Raw genomic sequence first — 22,065 nt, 5'->3', positions numbered from 1 at the left:
GGTCGGGGTGCGTCCGATCTCGATGTCGATCATGCATCACTCGCTTCCCCGCGCCCCTGCCACGATGTGTCTCACGACCACCCTGGCAACAAACGGCAACAAACGGAATTCGGGTGCGGACGCGGAGAAAGGGTGCGTCTGCGTGTCCGGGGTCCTGCCGTCCGATCGCGGCATGCGTGCGCATGCCGAACACGTCCTAGTCAGTACTCGGCAAATGCCTAGTGTGATGCAGCGCACAGGCTGCAAGAGTGGAATCCATTGCCGGACCCGGGCGCCCCCGCAGGGCGCAAGCCCCCGGAGATCTTGGAGGATCCCATGACTGAAACCCTGTACTCAGCGCCGTCCGAGGACGTGCGCGCCAAGCTGGCCGACGCACTCATCGAAGACTCGGAAACCGGCCGCTACCAGGTGCGACGAAGCGTCTTCACCGACGAGGACCTGTTCGAACTGGAGATGAAGCACATCTTCGAGGGCAACTGGATCTACTTGGCCCACGAGAGCCAGATCCCGAACGTCGGCGACTACTTCACCACGTACATGGGCCGCCAGCCGATCGTGATCTCCCGCAACAAGGAGGGCGAACTCAACGCCCTGGTGAATGCGTGCAGCCACCGCGGCGCGATGCTCTGCCGGCGCAAGACGGACAACCGGACCACGTTCACCTGCCCGTTCCACGGCTGGACGTTCAACAATTCCGGCAAGCTCCTCAAGGTCAAGGACCCGCGTGAGGCCGGCTACCCGGAGCAGTTCAACAAGGACGGCTCCCACGACCTCACCAAGGTCGCGCGGTTCGAGAACTACCGCGGTTTCCTGTTCGGCAGCCTCAACGCCGACGTCCCGCCGCTCGAGGAACACCTCGGGGACACCACGAAGATCATCGACATGATCGTCGACCAGTCCCCCGACGGACTCGAGGTGCTGCGGGGTGCGTCCACGTACACCTACGACGGCAACTGGAAGCTGCAGACAGAGAACGGCGCCGACGGCTACCACGTGTCCGCCACCCACTGGAACTACGCGGCGACCACGTCGCGGCGCGAATCCGGTGAGTCCACCAACGCCACGAAGGCGATGGACGCCGGCAAGTGGTCGAAGCAGCAGGGCGGCTACTACTCGTTCGACAACGGCCACCTGCTGCTGTGGACCAAGTGGGCCGACCCCGCCAACCGTCCCCTCAACGAGCGCCGCGAGGAACTGGTCGCCGAGTACGGCGAGGACCGCGCCGACTGGATGATCGGGGTGTCCCGCAACCTCTGCCTGTACCCGAACGTGTACCTGATGGACCAGTTCGGTTCGCAGATCCGGCATTTCCGTCCGATCTCCGTCGACAAGACGGAGGTCACCATCTACTGCATCGCCCCCAAGGGTGAGAGCCGGTCGGCACGCGCCGCCCGCATCCGCCAGTACGAGGACTTCTTCAACGCCACCGGCATGGCCACCCCGGACGATCTCGAGGAGTTCCGCTCCTGCCAGAAGACGTACCAGGCCGGCGCCGCACCGTTCAACGACCTCAGCCGCGGTGTCACCCACCAGCTCCGGGGCCCCGACGAGGACGCCAAGAAGATCGGCATCAACCCCATCTCCAGTGGTGTGAAGACCGAGGACGAGGGCCTCTACCCGATCCAGCACGGCTACTGGGTGCAGGCGCTCACCAAGGCGCTCGACGCCGACGTTGCCGCGAACAACCGCTGAGGGAGACGATCACCATGACTGCAGTAGCCGAAAGCACCGTCACCCAGCACGACATCGAGCAGTTCCTCTACCGTGAGGCCCGCTACCTCGACGACCGCGAGTTCGAGGAGTGGATCGAGTGCTATCACCCCGACTCCGAGTTCTGGATGCCGGCGTGGGCCGACGACGGTGAACTGACCACCGACCCGATGACCGAGATCTCCCTGATCTACTACGCCAACCGCGGCGGCATCGAGGACCGGGTGTTCCGCATCAAGACCGACCGGTCGAGTGCGACGAGCCTCCCGGAACCGCGCACCGGGCACAACATCTCGAACGTCGAGGTGATCGAGCGCCGCGGCGACGTCGTGGACGTCCGGTTCAACTGGTTCACCCTGTATTTCCGGTACAACACGGTCGACACGTACTTCGGAAATTCGTTCTACACGATCGACTTCTCCGGCGAGCAGCCTCTGATCCTGAAGAAGAAGGTTGTGCTCAAGAACGACTACATCCACCACGTGGTCGACATCTATCACATCTGATCTCCTTCCATTCTTCGCGAATCGAGCTGTTTTCCATGACTTTCCAAGTTGCACTGAGTTTCGAGGACGGGATCACCCGCTTCATCAAGTGTGACGGCGACGAGACGGTCGCCGACGCGTCCTACCGCGCACGCATCAACATTCCTCTCGACTGCCGAGACGGGGCGTGCGGCACCTGCAAGTCGCTCTGCGAGTCCGGCACGTACGACGGCGGCGACTACATCGAGGAAGCGCTCACCGACGACGAGGCGGAGCAGGGTTACTGCCTTCCGTGCCAGATGATGCCGGAAAGCGATCTGGTGCTGCAGATCCCGACCACCTCGGATGTCGCCAAGACAGCGGCGGGCACGTTCACGTCGACGATCACGGAGATCCGGAAGTTCTCCGACACCACCATCGGGTTCACGATCGAGATAGCGAACCGGGACGACCTCGTCTTTCTCCCCGGCCAGTACGTGAACATCACCGTTCCCGGAACCGACGCGACGCGGTCGTACTCGTTCAGCACCGGACCCACGTCGAAGGAACTGTCGTTCCTGGTCAAGATCACCGACGGCGGCCTGATGTCGGAGTACCTCCGCGACCGCGCACAGGTCGGCGACGCGCTCGAGTTCACCGGCCCGATGGGAAGCTTCTTCCTGCGCGAGCAGAAGCGCCGCGCCCTGCTGCTCGCCGGCGGCACCGGGCTCGCCCCGCTGCTGTCGATCCTCGACAAGATGCGTGCCGACGCCGCCGCCCTCCCTGTGCACCTGATCTACGGTGTGTCGTCCGACGCGGACCTGGTGGAACTGGACAAGCTCGAGGAGTACACGAAGTCGCTGCCGCAGTTCACGTTCGACTACTGCGTGTCCGACCCGGCGAGCAGTGCCCCGAACAAGGGGTACGTGACCGGCCTGTTCGAACCCGCGCACCTGAACGACGGCGACGTGGACGTGTACCTGTGCGGCCCGCCTCCGATGGTCGAGGCGGTGCGCGACCACCTGAAGGCGAAGGGTGTCACGCCGGCGAACTTCTACTTCGAGAAGTTCAACAACGCGGCGACACCGGGTGGCTCGGCGGCGGCCGCGGCGCCGGAAGCAGAGGTCGTCGAGATGGTCGAGGCCGCTCCCGAGTACGAGATCGGCGAGGAACACCAGCCGCTGTCCGAGTCGGATGCGCAGTTCGACGCCCGCATGGCACTCGAACTCGGCGCGATGGAACTGACCATCGGCCGGATGACGCGGGAACAGCTGTCCGAGTACCGGATCCTCGCCGAGACCTCGTGCCAATCGATCGAGAACGACCACTTCACGGACGCGGGCGCGTTCACCGACACCAACGCCTCGTTCCACGAGTTCCTGTTCCGCTGCACCGCCAACGACGTACTGCTGGAGGCGTACAACCGCCTCGAGGTCACCCAGCTGATGACGACGGTGCTCCGCACCGCGGACTGGGTGGACGAGCACATCCAGCACGACCACCTCGACATCGTCGCCGCGTTCGAGAAGGGTGACCGCGCCGCCGCCCACGACCTGATCGTCAGCCACAGCGCGCACGCGAAGGCCACCATGTGCCGCGCCATCGAGAGGAGTGCCGTCGCATGAGTGGATTCGTCACTCCGCACAGATTCGACGGCAAGGTCGTCACCGTCACCGGCGCAGCGCAGGGCATCGGCCTGACTGTCGCGACCCGACTCGCGGCCGAGGGCGCGTCGCTGATCCTGATCGACCGCGCCGACCTCGTGCACGACGTCGCGAAGGGATTGCGGGAGAACGGCACCGAGGCGCACAGCATCACCGCCGACCTGGAGCAGTTCGCCGACGCCGAAGCGGCGATCGACGAGGCGCGGCAGCAGCACGGCCGGCTCGACGTGCTGATCAACAACGTCGGCGGCACCATCTGGGCCAAACCGTACGAGCACTACACCGCCGAGCAGATCCAGGCGGAGGTGCAGCGCTCACTGTTCCCGACCCTGTGGACGTGCCGTGCCGTCCTCCCCCACCTCATCGCGCAGCAGTCGGGCACCATCGTCAACGTGTCGTCGGTGGCCACCCGGGGTGTCAACCGTGTGCCCTACGCGGCGTCGAAGGGCGGGGTCAACGCCCTCACCGCCTCCCTCGCGCTCGAAGCGGCGCAGTACGGTATCCGCGTGGTGGCCACCGCTCCCGGCGGCACCGAAGCGCCGGCGCGTCGTGTCCCCCGCGGTCCCGGCGCGGAGACCGATCAGGAAAAGGCCTGGTACCAGCAGATCGTCGACCAGACGGTCGACTCGTCCCTGATGAAGCGGTACGGCACTCTCGACGAGCAGGCCGCCGCGATCGTCTTCCTCGCCTCGGACGAGGCCTCGTACATCACCGGCTCGGTCCTGCCCGTCGCCGGCGGCGACCTCGGCTAGCCCCACGGTCTCGAGCGCCTCGACCCCGGTTCCCCGTCACACCACCGAGCGGAGATGACCATGACTCAATCCACCCCCGGCACCTGGGCAAGTCCGAGGCACCGAAGCGCCGTCACCTGGATCGTCGCGATCGCGACGATCGCGATCATCTTCGACGGCTACGACCTCGTCGTGTACGGCACCATCCTCCCGACGTTGATGAACGATCCCGGCCAACTCGGCGAGATCTCCGCCCAGCAGGCCGGCGCACTGGGCTCGTACGCGCTGATCGGCGTCATGGTGGGCGCACTCACCGCGGGCGCGGTCGGCGACTACCTCGGCAGGCGCCGGATGATGCTCGTCAACATCGCATGGTTCTCCGTCGGGATGGGGCTCGCCGCGCTGGCCACGAACGTCACCATGTTCGGCCTGCTGCGGTTCTTCACCGGCATCGGCGTCGGGGGCCTCGTCGCCACCGCGGGCGCGATGGTGGCGGAGTTCGCCCCTCCCGGAAAGCGGAACCTGTACAACGCGATCGTCTACAGCGGCGTCCCCGCCGGCGGTGTGCTCGCCTCCCTCCTCGCGATCGTCCTGCGCGACACGATCGGGTGGCGCGGGCTCTTCTGGATCGGCGCACTGCCCATCGTGATCCTCCTTCCGTTGGCGGTGGCGAAACTGCCGGAGTCGCCGAAGTGGCTCGTCGCCCGCGGGCAGGAGGACAAGGCCCGTCGCGTCTCCGAACGGACGGGCATCCCGATGCCCGGCGCCGAGGAGATCGCCGCGGAACGGGCGTCGGTCGAGAAGGTCGGCTTCGCGGCACTCGCGACGCGCCGTTACGCCTGGGGCACTGCGCTTCTCGGCCTGATGAGCTTCTCCGGCCTGCTGCTCACCTACGGGCTCAACACGTGGCTTCCGAAGATCATGGAGGACGCCGGGTTCAACGCGAAGGGGTCGCTGTCGTTCCTGCTCGTCCTCAACGGCGGCGCCATCCTCGGCGGCCTGATCGCCTCGAAGGTCGCCGACGGCATCGGACCGCAACGCGTCGTCGCCACCACGTTCGGTCTCGCCGCGCTGGCCCTGATCCTCCTGACGTTCGGCTTCCCGCTTCCGGTGCTCCTCGCGTCCGTCGCCGTCGCCGGAGTCGGCACCATCGGCACCCAGGTCCTGATCTACGGATTCGTCTCCAACTACTACTCGACGTCCGCGCGCGGCGCCGGGGTGGCCTGGTGCGCCGGGTTCGGCCGGCTGGGCGGCATCTTCGGCCCGCTGATCGGCGGCGCCCTGATCAGCGCCGGCATCAGCAGCCAGGTGGCGTTCTACGTCTTCGCGGGCATCGCCGTCCTGGGCGGGATCGTGACGTTCTTCGTCCCGCGCCAACGGGATGCGGTTGCGACCACGAGCGAGGAGTCCTACTCCACCGTCCAGGTGTCGTGACCGGTCAGCAACCGCTGCAGCGAACCGTCGTCGACCGGGTCCGTCTCGCGGGCGATCTCGTTCTGCAGACGCACCATGTCGTCGTACGTGTCCCGCGCGACGCTGCGGAACACACCCGTCACGGTGTGCGTCAGATCCTGATCGGACAGCCGCGACAGAGCGTAGGCGTAGTCGGGGTCGTCGGTGTGGGCGTCGTGCACCACGATCTCGTCCCGGTCGACGTCGTCGGTCGCGACCACCTTCAGACCGAAACCCGATCGGACCACGCAGTATTCGCCTGAACCGCCGAACACGATCGGCTCGCCGTGGGTCAGCGGGATCAGGCGTTGCTCCGCACCGTCCTTGCGCAGGACGTCGAACGAGCCGTCGTTGAAGATCGGGCAGTCCTGGTAGATCTCCACGAAGGACGTGCCGCGGTGGGCCGCCGCCTGCCGCAGCACCTCCGTCAGCCCCTTGCGGTCCGAGTCCATCGCGCGGGCCGCGAACGTCGCCTCGGCGCCCAGCGCCAGGGACAGCGTGTTGAACGGGTGGTCGACCGACCCCAGCGGCGTCGACTTGGTGATCTTCCCGACCTCCGACGTCGGCGAGTACTGGCCCTTCGTCAGCCCGTAGATCCTGTTGTTGAACAGCAGGATCGTCAGGTTGACGTTCCGGCGCAGGGCGTGGATGAGATGGTTGCCGCCGATCGACAGTGCGTCGCCGTCGCCGGTCACCACCCACACCGACAGATCGGGGCGCGTCACCGCCAGACCCGTTGCGATGGCGGGCGCGCGGCCGTGGATCGAGTGCAGTCCGTACGTGTCCAGGTAGTACGGGAACCGGCTCGAGCATCCGATACCGGAGACGAACATCAGGTTCTCGCGTCGAAGTCCCAACTCGGGCAGGAAACTTCGGATCGTCGCGAGAATGACGTAGTCTCCGCACCCCGGACACCAGCGGACCTCCTGGTCCGACGTGAAGTCCTTCGCCTTCTGCGGTTCGTCGGTCCGGGGTACGTGCGCCGTGGCACTCAGTCCCAGATCCGCACCAACACGACTGATCATCCGCGTCACGCCGACTCCTCCTGCCGGGGTCCGGTCGATCGATAGGTCGCCGACGCGAGCGCGTCGGACGTCTTCGCGAGTTCGTGCTCCCGCAGCGTCCCGGCCAGCGCGGAGTCGATCACCTCGTGCAGTTCGTCGCCGAGGAACGCGAGGCCCTTCACTTTGGTCACCGACTGCACGTCGACGAGGAACCGCGAGCGGAGGATCATCGCGAGTTGCCCCAGATTCATCTCCGGGGCGACGACGGTCCCGTAACCGCGCAGCACCGCACCGAGGTTCGCGGGCAGCGGGTTCAGGTTGCGCACGTGCACGTGGGCAACCTTCTTGCCCTCTCGGCGAGCACGCCTGCAGGCCTCGCCGATGGGCCCGTACGAACTGCCCCACCCGACGAGCAGCAGGTCGGCCTCCCCCGACGGGTCGTCGACGACGGCGTCGGGAACGGTGATTCCGTCGATCTTGGCCTGACGCAACCGGACCATCAGGTCGTGGTTGGCGGGATCGTAGGAGATGTCGCCGCTGCCGTCGGCCTTCTCGAGACCGCCGATGCGGTGTTCGAGCCCGGGAGTTCCCGGCACCGCCATGGCGCGCGCGAGTGTCTCCCGGTCGCGGACGTACGGTGCGAACTCGCCGTCCACCGGCGGTGCCGTGTCGACACCGGGATCGATCCGCTCCAGTGCGGATACGTCCGGGACGGCCCACGGTTCGCTTCCGTTCGCGATGGCACCGTCCGACAGCAACAGCACCGGGGTGCGGTACGTGAATGCGATCCGCGCGGCCTCGATCGCCGCGCCGAAACAGTCCGCGGGTGAGCACGGTGCGATCACGGCCACCGGCGATTCGCCGTTGCGCCCGTACATCGCCTGCAACAGATCCGACTGCTCGGTCTTCGTCGGAAGACCGGTGGACGGACCGCCGCGCTGGACGTCGATGACGAGCAACGGAACCTCCGTCATCACCGCCAGCCCGATCGCTTCGCTCTTGAGCGCCAGCCCGGGCCCGGATGTGCTCGTCACCCCGAGCGCACCGCCGATCGACGCGCCCAGCGCCGCGCCGATCCCGGCGATCTCGTCCTCCGCCTGGAACGTGGTGACGCCGAGATTCCGGTGCTTGCTCAGCTCGTGCAGGATGTCCGACGCCGGGGTGATCGGATAGGTGCCGAGGAAGACGTCCCGCGACGCCAGCTGCCCCGCCGTCACCACCCCGTAGGCGAGGGCCGTGTTCCCGGTGACCTGGCGGTACGTGGCCGGGGGGAGCGTCGCCGCCGACACCTCGTATGTCGTCGCGAAACTCTCCGTCGTCTCCCCGTAGTTCCACCCGGATTTGAACGCGAGCAGGTTGCCCTCCGCGATCTGCGGCTTCTCCGCGAACTTGACCTGCAGGAACCGCTCGATGCCGTGGGTGGGGCGGTTGTACATCCAGGACAGCAGGCCGAGCGCGAACATGTTCTTCGCCCGCTCGGCGTCCTTCCGGCTCAGCCCGGCCGGTTCCACCGCACCCGACGTCAGCGTCGACATCGCCACCGGATGCACCACGTAGTCCGCGAGGGAGTCGTCGTCGAGCGGACTCGTGGCGTACCCGACCTTCGCGAGATTCCGTTTGGTGAACTCGTCGGTGTTCACGATGATCATGCCGCCGCGCGGCAGGTCGGCCACGTTCGCCTTCAACGCCGCCGGATTCATCGCGACCAGGACGTCCGGGCGGTCGCCGGCCGTGAGAATGTCGTAGTCCGCGATCTGGATCTGGAACGACGACACACCGGGCAGCGTGCCCTGCGGCGCCCGGATCTCGGCGGGGAAGTTGGGCTGGGTGGCGAGGTCGTTGCCGAACGCCGCCGCCTCCGACGTGAACCGGTCGCCGGTCAACTGCATACCGTCGCCCGAATCTCCGGCAAAGCGGATCGCCACCCGCTCCAGCTTCGTGGAGTTCGCCTCCGTCATGAATTCACCGAATCCTTCGACTCGTGTTCGCTCTGACCAGCAGCTTCTGACCTCACGTTACAAGCGTTCCCAATTTTCGCCAGGAAGACGCCGAAATAGCGCGTCGCGATACGGTGAGTGACGTGAGTGACCCAGGGACTATCGAGTTCGTCGGACGTTCCCGCGAGCTCGCCGAACTCGAGGCGGCCCTGCACGAGACCGCCCGGAGTGCGCCCGTCGTCGTGGTCGTCGAAGGCGTGCCGGGCATCGGCAAGACCACTCTGGTGGAACACTTCCTCGCCGCGCATTCCGACGTGCCCGTGTTCTCCGCGGTGTGTGCCCCGTGGGCGTCGAGCCGTCCCTTCGGAGTCGCCGAGCAGCTCCTGGGTACGGCCGTCACGTCGCAGGAACCTCTCGACGTCGCCCGTGAATTCGTCACGGCGGTGGCTCCCCGCGCCGGTGACGCGCCGTTCGTCGTCGTGGTCGACGACGCGCACTGGGCAGATCTGGTGTCGCTGCAGTCGCTGACCTCCGCCGTGCATCTACTCGACCGCCCGGGGCTGATCGTCCTCGTCACGAACCCGGATCCGCCCGACGGTGTTCCCGCGGACGTCCTCGATGTTCTCGACCGGCACAGTCGCCATCGGGTTCGTGTCCGCCCACTCGACGCGTCCGACGCTCGCGCCCTCGCGAGCAGCCTCGCGCACGTCGACCTTCCCACCCCGGTCGCGCACCAGCTGGTCCAGCACACGGCCGGGAACCCGCGGCACCTCACGCAACTCCTCCAGGAGGTCGATCCTGTTCTGTGGGGACGCTGGCAGGCGGTCCTCCCGGTGCCGCACACGTTCGCGGCGAAGGTACGGTCGCTGCTGTCGGAGGCCTCCCCGCAGGCCCGGGCGCTCGCCGAAGCGGCCGCAGTCCTGGCCGGGGATCCGAAATTCGCCGACGCCGCCGCACTCGCCGGCATCGCACACCCGGTGGGCGCGCTCGACGAACTTCACCGGGCAGGCCTCCTCACCGCCGGTGAGCACCGCGGCGTGACCGTACTGACCTTTTCGTCGCCGCTCACCCGCGCCGCCGTGTACCACAGCCTCGGGCCGATCCGATTGCGCGACCTGCACGATCACGCCGCGCGGATCGTCGAGGACGAGGGCAGGCGCCTGGACCACCGCGCCGCGGCCGCCCCGTTCGCCGACCCGGCGCTCGCGGACGAACTCGACCGCTACTCCGCGAGCAGGGCGACGGTCGGGGCGTGGTCGGCGGTCGCGGACGCACTGATCAAGTCGAGCCGCCTCACCGCGGACCGGGGGGAACGCGAGCAGCGGCTGATTCGCGCCGTCGATGCCCTCCTCGGCACCGGAAACCTCTCCCACGCACTGGCTTTCGCCCCAGAGATCGAAAGTTTCCCGGAAAGCCCGTTACGCGACGCCGTGCTCGGGTACCTCGCGATCCAACGCGGCCGTCCCGCCGAGGCCGATGCGCTGCTCACCCAGTCCTGGTCCGCCTGCGATCCGGAAACCGATCCGGCCACCGCCGCCTTGATCTGCCAGCGGCGCGTCCTCGACTCGCTGGCCCGCTGGCACGGACCGGACCTCGTCGAATGGGGTTCCCGGGCAGTCGCTCTCGTAGACTCGGCCGATCCGTCGGCGGTGGAATCCGCGGCGATCATGGGGCTCGGACTCGCGGCCACCGGCCGGATCGCGGAGGCGCGGGCCGCCTACGACACGTTGTCCGCGAAGATCGCCCTCGGCGCCCAATCCCAGCGTTTCGACATGGCCCGGGGCTGGCTCGACCTGGCGCTGGACGACCCCGAATCGGCGCGCCAGGAACTCGAGAGCGCCGTCCCCACGGCCTTCCGGATGGGCTCGGTCCGCATCTCACTGTGGGCGCAATCCTGGCTGGCGCGAACACAATTCGCCCTCGGGGATTGGAACGGCGCCATCGCCACCGTCGACCGTGCCGCGCACCAACTCGAAGACGCCACGCTCGACCTCCTCCGGCCCCTCGTCCACTGGACCGGCGCGCAGACGCACGCGCTGCGCGGGAACTGGCCCGCCGCCCACGAGCATCTCCGCCTCGCCGCTGCGAGTTCGCACGACTACCCGATGATGTTCATCCCGTCCGCACTGGCGCGCGCCCAGTGCGCCGAAGTGGAGGCCGACTACGCCGCCGTCATCAGGGCGCTGGAGCCCCTCACCCGTCTGGAGCCCCGGGAGGGCGTCGACGAGCCCGGGTTCTGGCAGTGGCCCGACGTGTACGCGAACGCGCTCGTGATGGCCGGGCACGTCGACGCCGCGGACGCCTTCCTCACCCCGCACGAGGAACGGGCTGTGGAACGCGGGCACCGGTCCGCGATGGCGCGTCTCGGCTACGCCCGCGGTCGCATCGCCGGTGCGCGCGGCGACATCGACACCGCCAGGGACGTGTTCGAGAATGCGCTGACCCAACTCGACACCCTGCCCCTCCCCTACGACCGCGCCCGGGTGAACTTCGCGTACGGCCAGACCCTGCGCCGGGCAGGCAAACGACGCGAAGCCGACGCCGTCATGCAGGCCGCCCGGGAAGGGTATTCCGCGCTCGGCGCCGCCTCCTACGTGCAGCGGTGCGACCGCGAACTGAAGGCGGGCGGCCTCAACGTCAAACGCAGCAGGTTCACGCTCGAGGAACTGACCCCGCAGGAACGAGCGGTAACCGAACTCGTCGCCGGCGGAGCCAGCAACAAGGAGGCCGCGGGCGAACTGTTCCTGTCCGTCAAGACCGTGCAATACCACCTGACCCGCGTCTACGCGAAGCTCGGCATCCGCTCGCGCAGCGAACTCGCGGCGCAGTTCCGCGACCAGGAGTGACGTCCCGGGTGGCGGGAACCCACCCCGAGGGTGCCTGTTCCGGGTACCGCCGACCGGCCAGGCTGGATCACGACCGAAACAGCCGACCCACCGGAGTACCGAGATGGATGACACGATCGACGCAGTACGAGCCGACCGCGACCTGAAGACCAAACACCGCGCCATGTGGGCTCTCGGCGACTACCCCGCCCTGGCCACCGACATCATCGCCGGCCTCGGCCCCGCCCTGGTCCGGGCGAGCCGGGTCAGGCCCGGTGACCGTGTCCTCGACGTCGCGGCCGGCTCCGGCAACGCCGCCATCCCCGCGGCGCTGTCCGGTGCGAGCGTCGTCGCCAGTGACCTCACGCCGGAACTGTTCGACGCCGGACGCCGCCGGGCCGCCGAACTCGGCGCCGAGGTCGAGTGGCGCGAAGCCGACGCCGAGGCGATGCCGTTCGCCGACAACGAATTCGACACCGTGATGTCCTGTGTCGGTGTCATGTTCGCCCCGCACCATCAGGAGAGCGCGGACGAACTCGTCCGTGTCTGCAGGCCGGGCGGGACGATCGGACTGCTCAGCTGGACCCCCGAGGGGTTCATCGGTCAGATGTTCGCGACGATGAAACCGTACGCACCCCCGCCCCCTCCCGGCGCGCAGCCGCCGCCGCTGTGGGGTCGCGAGGACCACGTCCGGGCGTTGTTCGGCCATCGGGTGACCGACGTCGTGGCAACCCGGCACACCGTCCGCATCGATCAGTTCCGGACCCCCGAAGACTTCCGCGACTACTTCAAGACCCGCTACGGCCCGACCATCGCGGTGTATCAGCACATCGCCGACGACCCCGCCCGGGTGGCCCAGCTGGACCACGAACTCGCCGACCTTGCGCGGCGTTTCGATCACGGCACCGGCAGTACCGTGATGAACTGGGAGTACCTCCTGCTCACCGCGCGGAAGTGGTAGGCAGCAACCACGCGCCGGTCAGGCGTGCTGGGTGAAGCCCACCTGGCCGGGACGGCGGTTCGGGGCGTAACCGAGCTTGGCGAGCGTCTCGTCGGCATCGGCGTAGGTTTGGCCGATCCGGTAGATGTCGCGGGCCTCCTTCCCGGTGGCCACCTCCCGGCCCAGCTCCCCGGCCACCCGGACCAACTGCTCGACCTGCGCGACCGACGTCATCTTCTCGCCCTTACGACCCCAGATCGTGTCCTCGTTCCCGCACCGCGGATGCAGACCCATCGCGATCGCCATCGCGTTGACCGGCAGCACACTGCGCATCAACGTCTCGAGGGTCAGGCACGCACCGTCCGGCACCCGCTGCACGAAATTCATGATGTTGTACGGATTCGGGCCGTCGAAACCGCCACCGATACCGACCCAGGTCAGATTCAGCGGACCGGTGTACACCCCACGCCGGATCAACCGCTCCACCGTCTCGAGCTGCGGGATGCTCGACAGCTGGAAATGCGGCTGGATCCCGGCCGCCTGCAGCCGGCGCAGATGCTCCTCCACCCACGCCGGACCGGCCGGGACCGTCATCTCCCGGTACGCCTCGGCCAGCTCGGGCCGCTGCATCGAGGTGCCGGCGATGTCGTCGGCGGTCATCAACTCCATGATGTTCATCTGCGAGGTGTTGATCGCGATCGTCACCTGATCCGGTGCCGGATCGAGGTCGGCGAGCATGTGCCGGGTGTCGTCGGAGAGCCACTTCGCGTCCGCGCCCTCACCCTCGGGGGCGAACGAGATGGAACCGCCGACCTGCAGGATCATCTCCGGCACCGCCTGCCGCAGTCCGGCGAGCAGTTCGTTGAACTTCGACAGCCGCTTGGAGCCCTTGCCGTCGAGTTCGCGGACGTGGATGTGCAGCACGGTGGCGCCGGCCTCGTAGCAGTCCACCGCCTTCTGCACGTGCTCGTCCATCGTCAACGGCAGGTCCTCGCGGAAGTCGTCCGGCTCCCACTCCGGACCGTACGGGGCACACGTGATGACCAGCTTCTCCTGGTTCTCCGGGAAGAGGGCGTCGTCGTGGAAATGCATGGGTGTTCTCCGTTTCGGAAAGATTGCGGACGGCGGGACTGTGACTCAGCTGACACAACGGTAGCCACGGGATGCGATCCAGACTTACCCTGACGGGACATATTTGTTTCCCGTTCGGGACACCCGGCCGAGGGGACGCCTGCGACGGAAGGTGACGCGAATGGCCAAGCCCCTCGCCCGGTATGCCGCGCTGACCGGCTTCGTCGAACTGAGCCGCACACTGTCGCTCGACCCGGTGACGCTGCTGACGAGCGTCGGACTCGACCCGGCCGGGCTGGACCTGCAGGACCGCTGGGTGCCCGCGTCGTCGGTCGCCCGTCTGCTGGAGTTGTCCGCGGCGACGTCGGGTCGCCAGGACTTCGCGCTGAAGCTGGCCGAGCGGCGGCGCCTGTCCACCCTCGGCCCACTGAGCGTCGGCATCCGGGACGAGCCCGACGCGCGAAGCGCACTCCGGATGCTGATCCGCTTCCAGCACACGTACAACGAGGCGCTGCACATCCGGCTGTCCGAGCGCGACGGCCTGGCGACGATCCGCATCAGCTTCGACCCCGGCGAACCCGTGCCGGTCCGGCAGTCCGTCGAACTGGCGGTCGCGGTGACCCACCAGCTGTTGCGGCAACTGCTGGGCGAGCGGTGGCATCCGGTGTCCGTCAGCTTCGAACACGGACGACCGGCCGACGACTCCACGCACCGGCAGGTCTTCGGCGCGCCACTCCACTTCGACGGCGAGTACTCCGGAATCCTGGTCTACACGGGAGATCTGGACGAGCCGAACAGATTGTCCGACCCGCTGCTGCGGTCCTATGCGCAACAGATCCTCGACACGCTCACCACACCGGAGGAACCGACCCTCACCAATCGGGTGCGCGAACTCGTCGAACTGCTGCTGCCGAGCGGGCGCTGCTCGATCGAGCAGGTCGCCCGCAGCCTCGGCGTCGACCGCCGGACGGTGCATCGGCACCTCGCGAAATCGGGAGAGACCTTCACCTCGGTCCTCGACTCCACCCGCGCCGAACTCGCGAAACGCATGGTCACCGGGCGGCGTTACTCGTTGACGGAAATCTCCGAGATGCTCGCCTTCTCGACGCCGAGCAGTTTCTCCCGGTGGTTCCATCAGCAGTTCGGCATGAGTCCTCGCGAGTGGCGCAAACACACCACCGGATAGGTGGCCGTGCGACCGATGTCCCGAAATGCAAAGAATTCCGTCCCGTAGAGGCAATTAATCGACCCACACGCCACGTAGCGTGATGCAGGCCACTATCGGGTCGGGCCGTAGCCCGCGTCACACCCGATTCGTTCTCCGTGAAACGAGCCGCCATGACCGCTGAGCCGATACCCACCCCGACACTCGACCGAATGAAGAGTGCCGGGAGCTGGAATCCTCTGTGGGACACCTTGTCCCAGTGGGATCCGGAGTGGACCGAGCAGTTCATGGCCATGAACGCCACTCCTGTGCAGCGTGGGGTGTTCACGCCCGAGTTCGTCGAACTGCTCAGCATTGCCATCGATGCCGCCGCCACCCACATGTACGCGCCGGGAGTGCGCAGGCACATCCGGGCCGCACTCGAACTCGGCGTGTCCAAGGAGGAGATCCTCACCGTCCTCGAGATGGTCAGCGTCCTCGGGATCCACGCCTGCAATCTCGGTGTGCCGATCCTCGCGGAGGAACTCGACGCGTACGAGTCCCGGCGCCCGGCACACTGAACGCCGCTCCCACACTCTCTCCCTCTCCATCCGCACCCTCAGGAGCATCCATGGGACCGAATCCCACCACGTCCGAACTCGAGATCGCAGTCGCCGCCCCGTCGAGTTCCGTGCCGACCGCCGACCGCCGCACCCGACGCTCCTCGTTCTACCCCTGGCTCGTTTTCGCCCTCGCGTTCGCGCTGCTGCTGTCCGACTACATGTCCCGCCAGGTTCTCAGTGCGGTCTTCCCGTTCCTGAAGGCCGACTGGGCACTGACGGATTCCCAGCTCGCATCCCTCACCAGTATCGTCGCGCTGATGGTCGGGCTGCTCACCCTCCCGCTGTCCCTGCTGGCCGACCGATGGGGGCGCGTGAAGTCCCTGGTGCTGATGGCCACGCTGTGGAGTGTCGCGACCCTGCTGTGCGCGATCGCCTCCAGCTACGAGCAGATGCTCGCCGCGCGCTTCCTCGTCGGTGTCGGCGAGGCCGCGTACGGAAGTGTCGGAATCGCCGTGGTTCTCAGCGTCTTCGCGCCACGCGTCCACTCCACACTCAGCGGCGCGTTCATGGCCGGCGGTTCCTTCGGCTCGGTCGTCGGCGTCTCGCTCGGCGCCGTCATCGCCGTGCACCTGAGCTGGCGCTGGTCGTTCGCCGCGATGGCGGTCCTCGGACTCATCCTGGTCCTGGCATTCCGCACGATTGTCACCGAACGCCGCCTCGCCGAGCACGCCGCGACCGACGACACCGCCGAATCCGCCCGCCCCGACGAACCCGCGATCCGCGTGCCGGTGTCGACACTGTTCACCAACCCGACCGTGTGGTGCGCCTACCTCGGCGGCGGACTGCAGATGTTCAACGCGGCCGTGCTGCTCGCCTGGGCCCCGAGCTACTTCAACCGCTACTACGGCATGGCCCCGGACAAGGCCGGCACCGTCGCGTCGGGGTTCGTGTTGCTGATCGCCCTCGGCATGATCGTCTGCGGCATGATCACAGACCGGGTCGGCCGCAGCAACGCGGCCGCGAAGTGGACCAGCGCGATCACCTACTGCACGATCTCGCTGGCCTCGCTCGGAATCGCATTCCAGCTGGAAACCGGTGCGTACCAGCTGATTCTGCTGGGCATCGGCGCCTTCTTCGCCGCCGGCTCGTCCGGCCCCACCGCCGCCATGGTGGCGGGATTGACCCACCAGTCGGTGCGGGCCTCGGCCCTCGGCAGCCTGACCGTGACCAACAACGTCCTCGGCCTGGCCACCGGCCCCTTCGTCATCGGCATCCTCGCCGACCGCCTCGGCCTGCTCGGCGCACTGCAACTGGCACCGCTGGTGTACGTGCTGGCGATCATCGCCCTGTTCCTCGGCAAGCGGACATACCCCGCCGGACTCGCGAAGCTCACGGCGCAGAGCGCCGCCGCCGCGGCCAAGGTCTAGGTTTCGCCGGACCACATCAACTCGGCAAGTCCCGGTAGCAGCCGCCGCCGGGACTTGCCGAGTTGTCGTACACCTCGACGATGCGCTGGAGGGCCTTCGCCGCGTCGGCGATCGCGGGGTGATCGAGCGAGCGGTTCGACCCGCACCAACTCAGGGCGGAGGCGACGATCGACTGCTACAACGACAGCGAATGCGTCACCGGCTTCTACACCATGCTCGACGAGAACCTCGACCTACCGTTGCCGGCACCGCCACCCGACGGTGCCGAGTGGACCGAGGCATACCGCCACTGGCTGAGATAGGTGAGGACACGAGCATGAACACCGGCGACACCGCACCCCCGAGCGCGACCGGGGAACACCGGATACGAATGACCGAACAGGAGGCCATGTCGAATCTGCACACGGTGCTGAACCTCTGCGCGGCCGGTGAATTGCGGTGCAGCGAGGAGACGCACCGCCCCTCCGCGGCGACGGTCGCTGCCGTGGGCTCAACGCTCGCGCACGGCCACTTCTACCTCGACGACCCGATCGCGTCGTTCGCGTGGCCCCTGACCATCCAGGCCGGTGGGCTCGCCACGATCGAGAGCGGGCGCCTGCGGCTGACCCCAAAGGGCCGTACCGCCCTGCGTCGGCCGACGGCCGAGGCCATCTCCCCACTGTGGCGGCGCTGGCTCACCCACGCGGTGATCGACGAGTTCAGCCGAATCGAACAGATCAAGGGTCAGCGCGCACACAACGTCCTCACCTCCGCCCGGACCCGCCGGCAGACCGTCGCTGCGGCTTTGGCAAGCTGCCCACCTGGAGAGTGGATCGGGATGGATTCACTGTTCACGGCAATGCGACGGAAAGGCATGAGCCCCAACGTCGCACGCAGCGAGCGCGCGCTGTGGAAGCTCTATCTCGTCGACCCGCAGTACGGCAGTCTCGGCTACGACGGTTACCACCGGTGGGAGATCCTCGAGGGCCGCTACACGATGGCGGTGCTGTTCGAGTACGCCGGCACGCTGGGCCTGCTCGACCTCGACCACCTCCACCCCACCGGCGCACGGTCGGACTTCCACGCCAACTGGGGCGGTGACGACCTGGACGCGCTGAGCAGGTATGACGGACTGCAGGCGATCCGGCTCACCGCCCTGAGCTGCCCGGCACGCTGCGGACCGTCATCGACGACGTCACCCGCCGAGCCACCCAGCTCACCGACCACGGCCACGCCCGGGTGATCGAATGCACCGATGCCGCACCCGCTGCGCTCATCACCCGCGACCGCGCACTCACCTCGCGGTCCCCGTCGAACACGAACCGAAGTTCCGCAGGGCCCTACACAAACTCGGCTACGCCCTGCGCGGGCCGAACACCCCCTGACCGAGGGCGTCAACGCCGCGACGAACTGGACCGCGCGCGGCCAAATCCGCTGGTAGTCAGATCCAGTCGATGTGGACGGAGTCGATGTGGTCGAAGTGGAATCCGAACTGCTCGCTGTACGTGTCGAAGCCCTTGTTCTCTGGGTAGCAGAGGGTGGCGTGCCGTTCGAGCAGTGCAACGACCCGGGCGTGATCATCGCCCACCAGAGCGGCGGCGAGTTCGCGGGATTCGTCGCAGCCGAACGGTGTATCGGAGTTCGCAAAATCTAGGGTGCGGACCCGGTAGTCGTATCCCTCGTCGGCACCGTTGCGGACCGTGACCCCGCCCGTGACCCGGATGATCGCCCTCTTCGGTGTTCCGTCCGGGCGCAATACGCCGGCGCGCTTCATGATGTCCTGGGCCTTGATGTTCTCGAGTTTCTTGCCGGCATCGGCACGCAACTCCTTTGTTTCCCCGGACCGGTATCGGGAGACGGCGGAGCGGGACCGCCCGATCCTGGCGGCAACGGCATCGATGCCACCGAGGCGCTCGATCGCCGCACGCCGTTGCGCACGCTCGACGACGTCGGCGTGCGGGATGCGGCCAATTTGAGCCCACCGGCGCAACGTGCCGTCCGACGGCGGTGTGCGGTCGGCATCGATCGCCGCCTGGCGCAGGCCCTCATTGCCGAGCTCCGCGCACAGTTGCTGGACGGAGACCTTGCTGGTCAGTCCTGCCAGTCCCCCATGCTCGACATGCTTCGACTTCTCCACACCTCTGGTCGCCGCAGTCGCGACCGAGACCTCGAGACCGTCGAGACCGACCACCTCCTGCGGCAACTTCGTGGTACGCGGCTTCGGAAGATGCAGAGCCATCAGTCGTCCTCTTCCCCTTCTTCGCCTGTCCGTGAGGAGTGTGTCCTACTCCACCGACATCTTCCCCAGCACCTCACTCGGGTCGGCAACACCCCCCATCGGCGAGCACGTACACCAAGGAGTCGGCGACGGTGCGGACCTGTTCCTCGGCAAACGGATGCACCCCGCCGGACGTGGAAGCCCGCGGCGCAGAGTGCCGCCACAGCGGCCAAGGTGTGGGCAGCATTCCGGACCTGGTCCTGCAATGGAAAGCCTTCTACTCCGACCGTCGACTGGGTAAACCCCGCCAATTCCTCGCCGACAAGGGCATCCGCGTGGGCTGACGGCCAGCACCGGCCCCTCCGCGTGGGCAGCACCTGTGATTCGGATATTGCCTCGCCACGCGCGTTCAGCTAATATCGAACATATAATCGAATTACCTTGGGGGAGGTTGATTGTGGGGGCAATGCTTCTCGAGGAATTGCGCGCATTCACGGCGCGACTGCAATGCGCCGAAGCGGCGAGTGGGGATCCGGGGTTGGGCATCGACCTGCTCGATGCGATCGAGACGTTGAAATCGGTCGGGTCTGCGGTGCAGGCGGTGATCACCGACGATGTCGCGACGAGTATCCGTGCGGACCGCAGGGCTCGGCAATTTCCGCGATCCGAGTGGAGTCGGGGTATCGGGTCGCAGATTGCGCTGGCGCGCAGGGAGTCTCCAAACCGCGGCGGGCGGCATCTGGGGTTCGCGCAAGCGCTGGTGCACGAAATGCCCCATACGTTGGCCATGCTGCAGACCGGGCGGCTGAACGAATGGCGCGCCACCCTACTCGTGCGGGAGACGGCCTGCCTGTCCGCGGCCGATCGGGCCGTCGTGGATCGCCGGTTGTGTTCGGACCCAGCCACACTCGACGGAGTCGGCGACCGCGGCCTGATCGCACGGGCCAAAGCCCTGGCGGTCGAACTCGACGCCGCCGCGGTCGTCCGGCGACATCGCAAGGCCGTGTCCGAGCGTCGGGTCACGACACGACCTGCCCCGGATTCGATGGCCTATCTGAGTGCGCTGATGCCGGTGGAGCAGGCGGTCTGCTTGCAGGCCACGCTGGGTCGGGATGCGGACAGTCTCATCGCGACCGGCGAGAGTGGTGGCCGCACCCGCAATCAGCTGATGGTGGACCTGTTGTTCGAACGCGGCACCGGATCATCGGTGGCGTCGGGTGTGCCGGTGACGGTGAACCTGGTGCTCTCGGACGAGACGCTGCTGGCAGGCGGTCACGAGGCGGCGCAGCTTCAGGGGTTCGGGCCGGTGCCGGCCGGGATCGCGCGACAGCTGGTGGCGGACGCCCTCGACCGTGACACCGAGGCGTCGTTGCAGCGCGTGTATTCGTGCCCGCAGTCGGGGTCGTTGACGGCGATGGAATCGCAATCTCGAACGTTCCCGAAAAGCCTGCGAAAGCTGATCGATCTGCGGGATCAGACGTGCCGCACCCCGTGGTGTGATGCGCCGATCCGACATCACGATCACATCCGCTCACGGCGGAGGTCTGGTGAGACCAGTGTGCGCAACGGGTCCGGGCTCTGCGAGGCCTGCAACTACGCGAAAGAAGGCGACGGTTGGACGGCCCGCCCGATATGCCGCCCCGGCCGCACCCACCTCGTCGACCTCGGCACCCCGACCGGGCACCACTACCGATCTGCGGCACCACCACTCCCGGCCGCCGCGCGGCAATCGGAGGTCGAGACGGTGCTCATCGCGAACGTACGTGCGTCGTGACGGTGCCATCACGCCTGGACGACACCGACCGCCGGGACTTGCCGAATCAGCTTCGTGAACGCTTCACAAGTGCCACGCTTGAGACCATGGACAGCATCAATTCGATGGGTGATCGGTAATGGCCCGGCCGGTGCGCGTCGTCGTGCTCGGCGCCGGTTCGTGGGGAACGACGGTGGCCGGTCTCGCCGCCCGCAACACACCGACGCTGCTGTGGGCGCGGAATTCGGATACCGCGGACGAGATCAATACCGAGCATCGCAACTCCCGCTATCTCGGCGAGCGGGCGCTCCCCGACTCCATGCGCTCGACGGCCGACCTGGTGGAAGCGGCGCACGAAGCCGACGTTCTCGTGGTCGGGGTGCCGTCGCATGCGGTCCGCAGCACGCTTACTCAGATCGCCAACGAGGTGCGGGCGTGGGTGCCGGTGCTGTCGCTGGCGAAGGGGCTGGAGCCGGGAACACGGTTGCGGCCCACCGAGGTGATCGCCGAGTGCCTGCCGGGGCATCCGGTCGGGCTTCTCGCCGGTCCCAATATTGCGCGGGAGATCGTCGACGGACTTGCGGCGGCGTCGGTCGTCGCCACCCAGGACGTCCGGGTGGCGACCGCGTTGCAGCCGTTGTTCGCGTCGGCGGTGTTCCGCGTGTACCGGAACACCGATGTGCTGGGCTGCGAACTCGGTGGTGTGCTGAAGAACATCGTGGCCATTGCGTCGGGGATGGCCGACGGGCTGGACGTCGGCGACAACACGCGCGCGATGGTCCTCGCACGCGGGCTGGCCGAGATGACCCGGCTGGGTGAGGCGATGGGCGCGAACCCGCGGACGTTCGCCGGGCTCACCGGCGTCGGAGACCTGATCGCCACGTGTATGAGCCCGAGTTCCCGCAACCGGCGGGTGGGCGAGTTCATTGCCCGCGGCATGACCGTCGAGGAGGCTGTCGCCAAGCTGGGACAGGTGGCGGAGGGCGTCAAGACTGCACCCACCGTGATGGAGTTGGCCCGCGACTACAACGTGGACATGCCCATCGCCGCGGAGGTCGAGGCGGTCGTCGCGGGGCGGCAGACGCCGGAGGGCGCCTACCGTGGCCTGCGGAAAGTCGCTGCTGGCGGTGAGGACGAGGTGGCGTGATCGCACAAACTGCAACCGGAAGTAGCAGTATCTAGA

Annotated in this window: 17 protein-coding genes; 13 read left to right on the top strand and 4 right to left on the bottom strand. The window is 67.5% G+C overall.

What is annotated here, in order from left to right:
* Positions 1 to 315: 315 nt before the first annotated feature.
* From benA to ACFU5V_RS28005, 5 genes are read left to right on the top strand one after another with little or no spacing between them, the layout of a single operon-like run.
* A complete protein-coding gene (benA, locus tag ACFU5V_RS28025) occupies positions 316 to 1,692 on the top strand; it encodes a benzoate 1,2-dioxygenase large subunit (protein WP_378703155.1) in 1,377 nt (458 codons plus the stop codon).
* 14 nt (positions 1,693 to 1,706) lie between these two features.
* Positions 1,707 to 2,216, top strand: a complete 510-nt coding sequence (benB, locus tag ACFU5V_RS28020) for a benzoate 1,2-dioxygenase small subunit (protein ID WP_378703154.1) — start codon at positions 1,707 to 1,709, stop codon at positions 2,214 to 2,216.
* A 35-nt stretch (positions 2,217 to 2,251) separates the two neighbouring features.
* Positions 2,252 to 3,799, top strand: coding sequence for a benzoate 1,2-dioxygenase electron transfer component BenC (gene benC / locus ACFU5V_RS28015; protein ID WP_378703153.1), 1,548 nt, complete (start codon positions 2,252 to 2,254; stop codon positions 3,797 to 3,799).
* Complete coding sequence (locus ACFU5V_RS28010) at positions 3,796 to 4,590, top strand: 1,6-dihydroxycyclohexa-2,4-diene-1-carboxylate dehydrogenase (RefSeq protein WP_378703152.1); 795 nt, start codon at positions 3,796 to 3,798, stop codon at positions 4,588 to 4,590. Before benC ends, ACFU5V_RS28010 begins: the two co-directional genes overlap by 4 nt.
* 60 nt (positions 4,591 to 4,650) lie before the next feature.
* Positions 4,651 to 6,003 carry an MFS transporter gene (locus ACFU5V_RS28005; protein WP_378703151.1) on the top strand — a complete coding sequence of 451 codons (1,353 nt, stop codon included), beginning with the start codon at positions 4,651 to 4,653 and terminating at the stop codon, positions 6,001 to 6,003.
* On the opposite strand, the gene ACFU5V_RS28000 is transcribed toward ACFU5V_RS28005, so the two are convergent.
* Together ACFU5V_RS28000 and ACFU5V_RS27995 are read right to left on the bottom strand one after the other, a co-directional pair.
* Positions 5,979 to 7,046: a 2-oxoacid:ferredoxin oxidoreductase subunit beta gene (locus tag ACFU5V_RS28000; protein ID WP_378703150.1), complete on the bottom strand. Its 1,068-nt coding sequence runs from the start codon at positions 7,044 to 7,046 to the stop codon at positions 5,979 to 5,981. The two genes, ACFU5V_RS28005 and ACFU5V_RS28000, sit on opposite strands and share 25 nt — an antisense overlap.
* 5 nt (positions 7,047 to 7,051) lie before the next feature.
* Complete coding sequence (locus tag ACFU5V_RS27995) at positions 7,052 to 8,983, bottom strand: 2-oxoacid:acceptor oxidoreductase subunit alpha (protein ID WP_378703149.1); 1,932 nt, start codon at positions 8,981 to 8,983, stop codon at positions 7,052 to 7,054.
* Between the two features lie 122 nt (positions 8,984 to 9,105).
* Here ACFU5V_RS27995 and ACFU5V_RS27990 point away from each other — a divergent pair, with 122 nt between their 5' ends.
* Complete coding sequence (locus ACFU5V_RS27990) at positions 9,106 to 11,808, top strand: AAA family ATPase (RefSeq protein ID WP_378703148.1); 2,703 nt, start codon at positions 9,106 to 9,108, stop codon at positions 11,806 to 11,808.
* 103 nt (positions 11,809 to 11,911) lie between these two features.
* A complete protein-coding gene (locus ACFU5V_RS27985) occupies positions 11,912 to 12,748 on the top strand; it encodes a class I SAM-dependent methyltransferase (protein WP_378703147.1) in 837 nt (278 codons plus the stop codon).
* 18 nt (positions 12,749 to 12,766) lie between these two features.
* On the opposite strand, the gene ACFU5V_RS27980 is transcribed toward ACFU5V_RS27985, so the two are convergent.
* Positions 12,767 to 13,819 (bottom strand): 3-keto-5-aminohexanoate cleavage protein, encoded by a 1,053-nt coding sequence (locus ACFU5V_RS27980; RefSeq protein ID WP_072943797.1) that lies wholly within the window; start codon positions 13,817 to 13,819, stop codon positions 12,767 to 12,769.
* A gap of 160 nt (positions 13,820 to 13,979) precedes the next feature.
* On the opposite strand from ACFU5V_RS27980, the gene ACFU5V_RS27975 reads away from it, so the two are divergent.
* The 4 genes from ACFU5V_RS27975 to ACFU5V_RS27960 all read left to right on the top strand — a co-directional run bounded on the left by ACFU5V_RS27975 (position 13,980) and on the right by ACFU5V_RS27960 (position 18,154).
* Positions 13,980 to 14,984 carry an AraC family transcriptional regulator ligand-binding domain-containing protein gene (locus tag ACFU5V_RS27975; protein ID WP_378703146.1) on the top strand — a complete coding sequence of 335 codons (1,005 nt, stop codon included), beginning with the start codon at positions 13,980 to 13,982 and terminating at the stop codon, positions 14,982 to 14,984.
* Positions 14,985 to 15,136: 152 nt separating this feature from the next.
* A complete protein-coding gene (locus tag ACFU5V_RS27970; protein WP_072946305.1) occupies positions 15,137 to 15,523 on the top strand; it encodes a carboxymuconolactone decarboxylase family protein in 387 nt (128 codons plus the stop codon).
* Between the two features lie 50 nt (positions 15,524 to 15,573).
* Positions 15,574 to 16,932, top strand: coding sequence for an MFS transporter (locus ACFU5V_RS27965; RefSeq protein ID WP_378703145.1), 1,359 nt, complete (start codon positions 15,574 to 15,576; stop codon positions 16,930 to 16,932).
* Positions 16,933 to 17,248: 316 nt separating this feature from the next.
* Positions 17,249 to 18,154 (top strand): hypothetical protein, encoded by a 906-nt coding sequence (locus ACFU5V_RS27960; protein ID WP_378703144.1) that lies wholly within the window; start codon positions 17,249 to 17,251, stop codon positions 18,152 to 18,154.
* 198 nt (positions 18,155 to 18,352) lie between these two features.
* Here ACFU5V_RS27960 and ACFU5V_RS27955 read toward each other — a convergent pair whose 3' ends face one another.
* Positions 18,353 to 19,150: a hypothetical protein gene (locus ACFU5V_RS27955; protein WP_378703143.1), complete on the bottom strand. Its 798-nt coding sequence runs from the start codon at positions 19,148 to 19,150 to the stop codon at positions 18,353 to 18,355.
* Positions 19,151 to 19,586: 436 nt separating this feature from the next.
* Between ACFU5V_RS27955 and ACFU5V_RS27950 the strand changes: the two genes are divergently transcribed.
* Complete coding sequence (locus ACFU5V_RS27950) at positions 19,587 to 20,903, top strand: HNH endonuclease (protein WP_378703160.1); 1,317 nt, start codon at positions 19,587 to 19,589, stop codon at positions 20,901 to 20,903.
* A 118-nt stretch (positions 20,904 to 21,021) separates the two neighbouring features.
* Positions 21,022 to 22,029, top strand: coding sequence for an NAD(P)H-dependent glycerol-3-phosphate dehydrogenase (locus tag ACFU5V_RS27945; protein WP_378703142.1), 1,008 nt, complete (start codon positions 21,022 to 21,024; stop codon positions 22,027 to 22,029).
* The last annotated feature ends 36 nt before the right edge of the window (positions 22,030 to 22,065 follow it).

The sequence above is a fragment of the Rhodococcus sp. NPDC057529 genome, from assembly GCF_042802055.1.
Lineage (GTDB): Bacteria > Actinomycetota > Actinomycetes > Mycobacteriales > Mycobacteriaceae > Rhodococcus_F.
The sequence above is the reverse complement of the archived record's forward strand: the minus strand, read 5'-3'. Positions and strand labels throughout refer to the sequence as shown.

Excerpts from the sequence above, each read along its gene's own strand:
- benA (WP_378703155.1), top strand. The coding sequence starts at position 316 with ATGACTGAAACCCTGTACTCAGCGCCGTCCGAGGACGTGCGCGCCAAG.
- benB (WP_378703154.1), top strand. The coding sequence starts at position 1,707 with ATGACTGCAGTAGCCGAAAGCACCGTCACCCAGCACGACATCGAGCAG.
- benC (WP_378703153.1), top strand. The coding sequence starts at position 2,252 with ATGACTTTCCAAGTTGCACTGAGTTTCGAGGACGGGATCACCCGCTTC.
- ACFU5V_RS28010 (WP_378703152.1), top strand. The coding sequence starts at position 3,796 with ATGAGTGGATTCGTCACTCCGCACAGATTCGACGGCAAGGTCGTCACC.
- ACFU5V_RS28005 (WP_378703151.1), top strand. The coding sequence starts at position 4,651 with ATGACTCAATCCACCCCCGGCACCTGGGCAAGTCCGAGGCACCGAAGC.
- ACFU5V_RS28000 (WP_378703150.1), bottom strand. The coding sequence starts at position 7,046 with ATGATCAGTCGTGTTGGTGCGGATCTGGGACTGAGTGCCACGGCGCAC.
- ACFU5V_RS27995 (WP_378703149.1), bottom strand. The coding sequence starts at position 8,983 with ATGACGGAGGCGAACTCCACGAAGCTGGAGCGGGTGGCGATCCGCTTT.
- ACFU5V_RS27985 (WP_378703147.1), top strand. The coding sequence starts at position 11,912 with ATGGATGACACGATCGACGCAGTACGAGCCGACCGCGACCTGAAGACC.
- ACFU5V_RS27980 (WP_072943797.1), bottom strand. The coding sequence starts at position 13,819 with ATGCATTTCCACGACGACGCCCTCTTCCCGGAGAACCAGGAGAAGCTG.
- ACFU5V_RS27975 (WP_378703146.1), top strand. The coding sequence starts at position 13,980 with ATGGCCAAGCCCCTCGCCCGGTATGCCGCGCTGACCGGCTTCGTCGAA.
- ACFU5V_RS27970 (WP_072946305.1), top strand. The coding sequence starts at position 15,137 with ATGACCGCTGAGCCGATACCCACCCCGACACTCGACCGAATGAAGAGT.
- ACFU5V_RS27965 (WP_378703145.1), top strand. The coding sequence starts at position 15,574 with ATGGGACCGAATCCCACCACGTCCGAACTCGAGATCGCAGTCGCCGCC.
- ACFU5V_RS27960 (WP_378703144.1), top strand. The coding sequence starts at position 17,249 with ATGAACACCGGCGACACCGCACCCCCGAGCGCGACCGGGGAACACCGG.
- ACFU5V_RS27955 (WP_378703143.1), bottom strand. The coding sequence starts at position 19,150 with ATGGCTCTGCATCTTCCGAAGCCGCGTACCACGAAGTTGCCGCAGGAG.
- ACFU5V_RS27945 (WP_378703142.1), top strand. The coding sequence starts at position 21,022 with ATGGCCCGGCCGGTGCGCGTCGTCGTGCTCGGCGCCGGTTCGTGGGGA.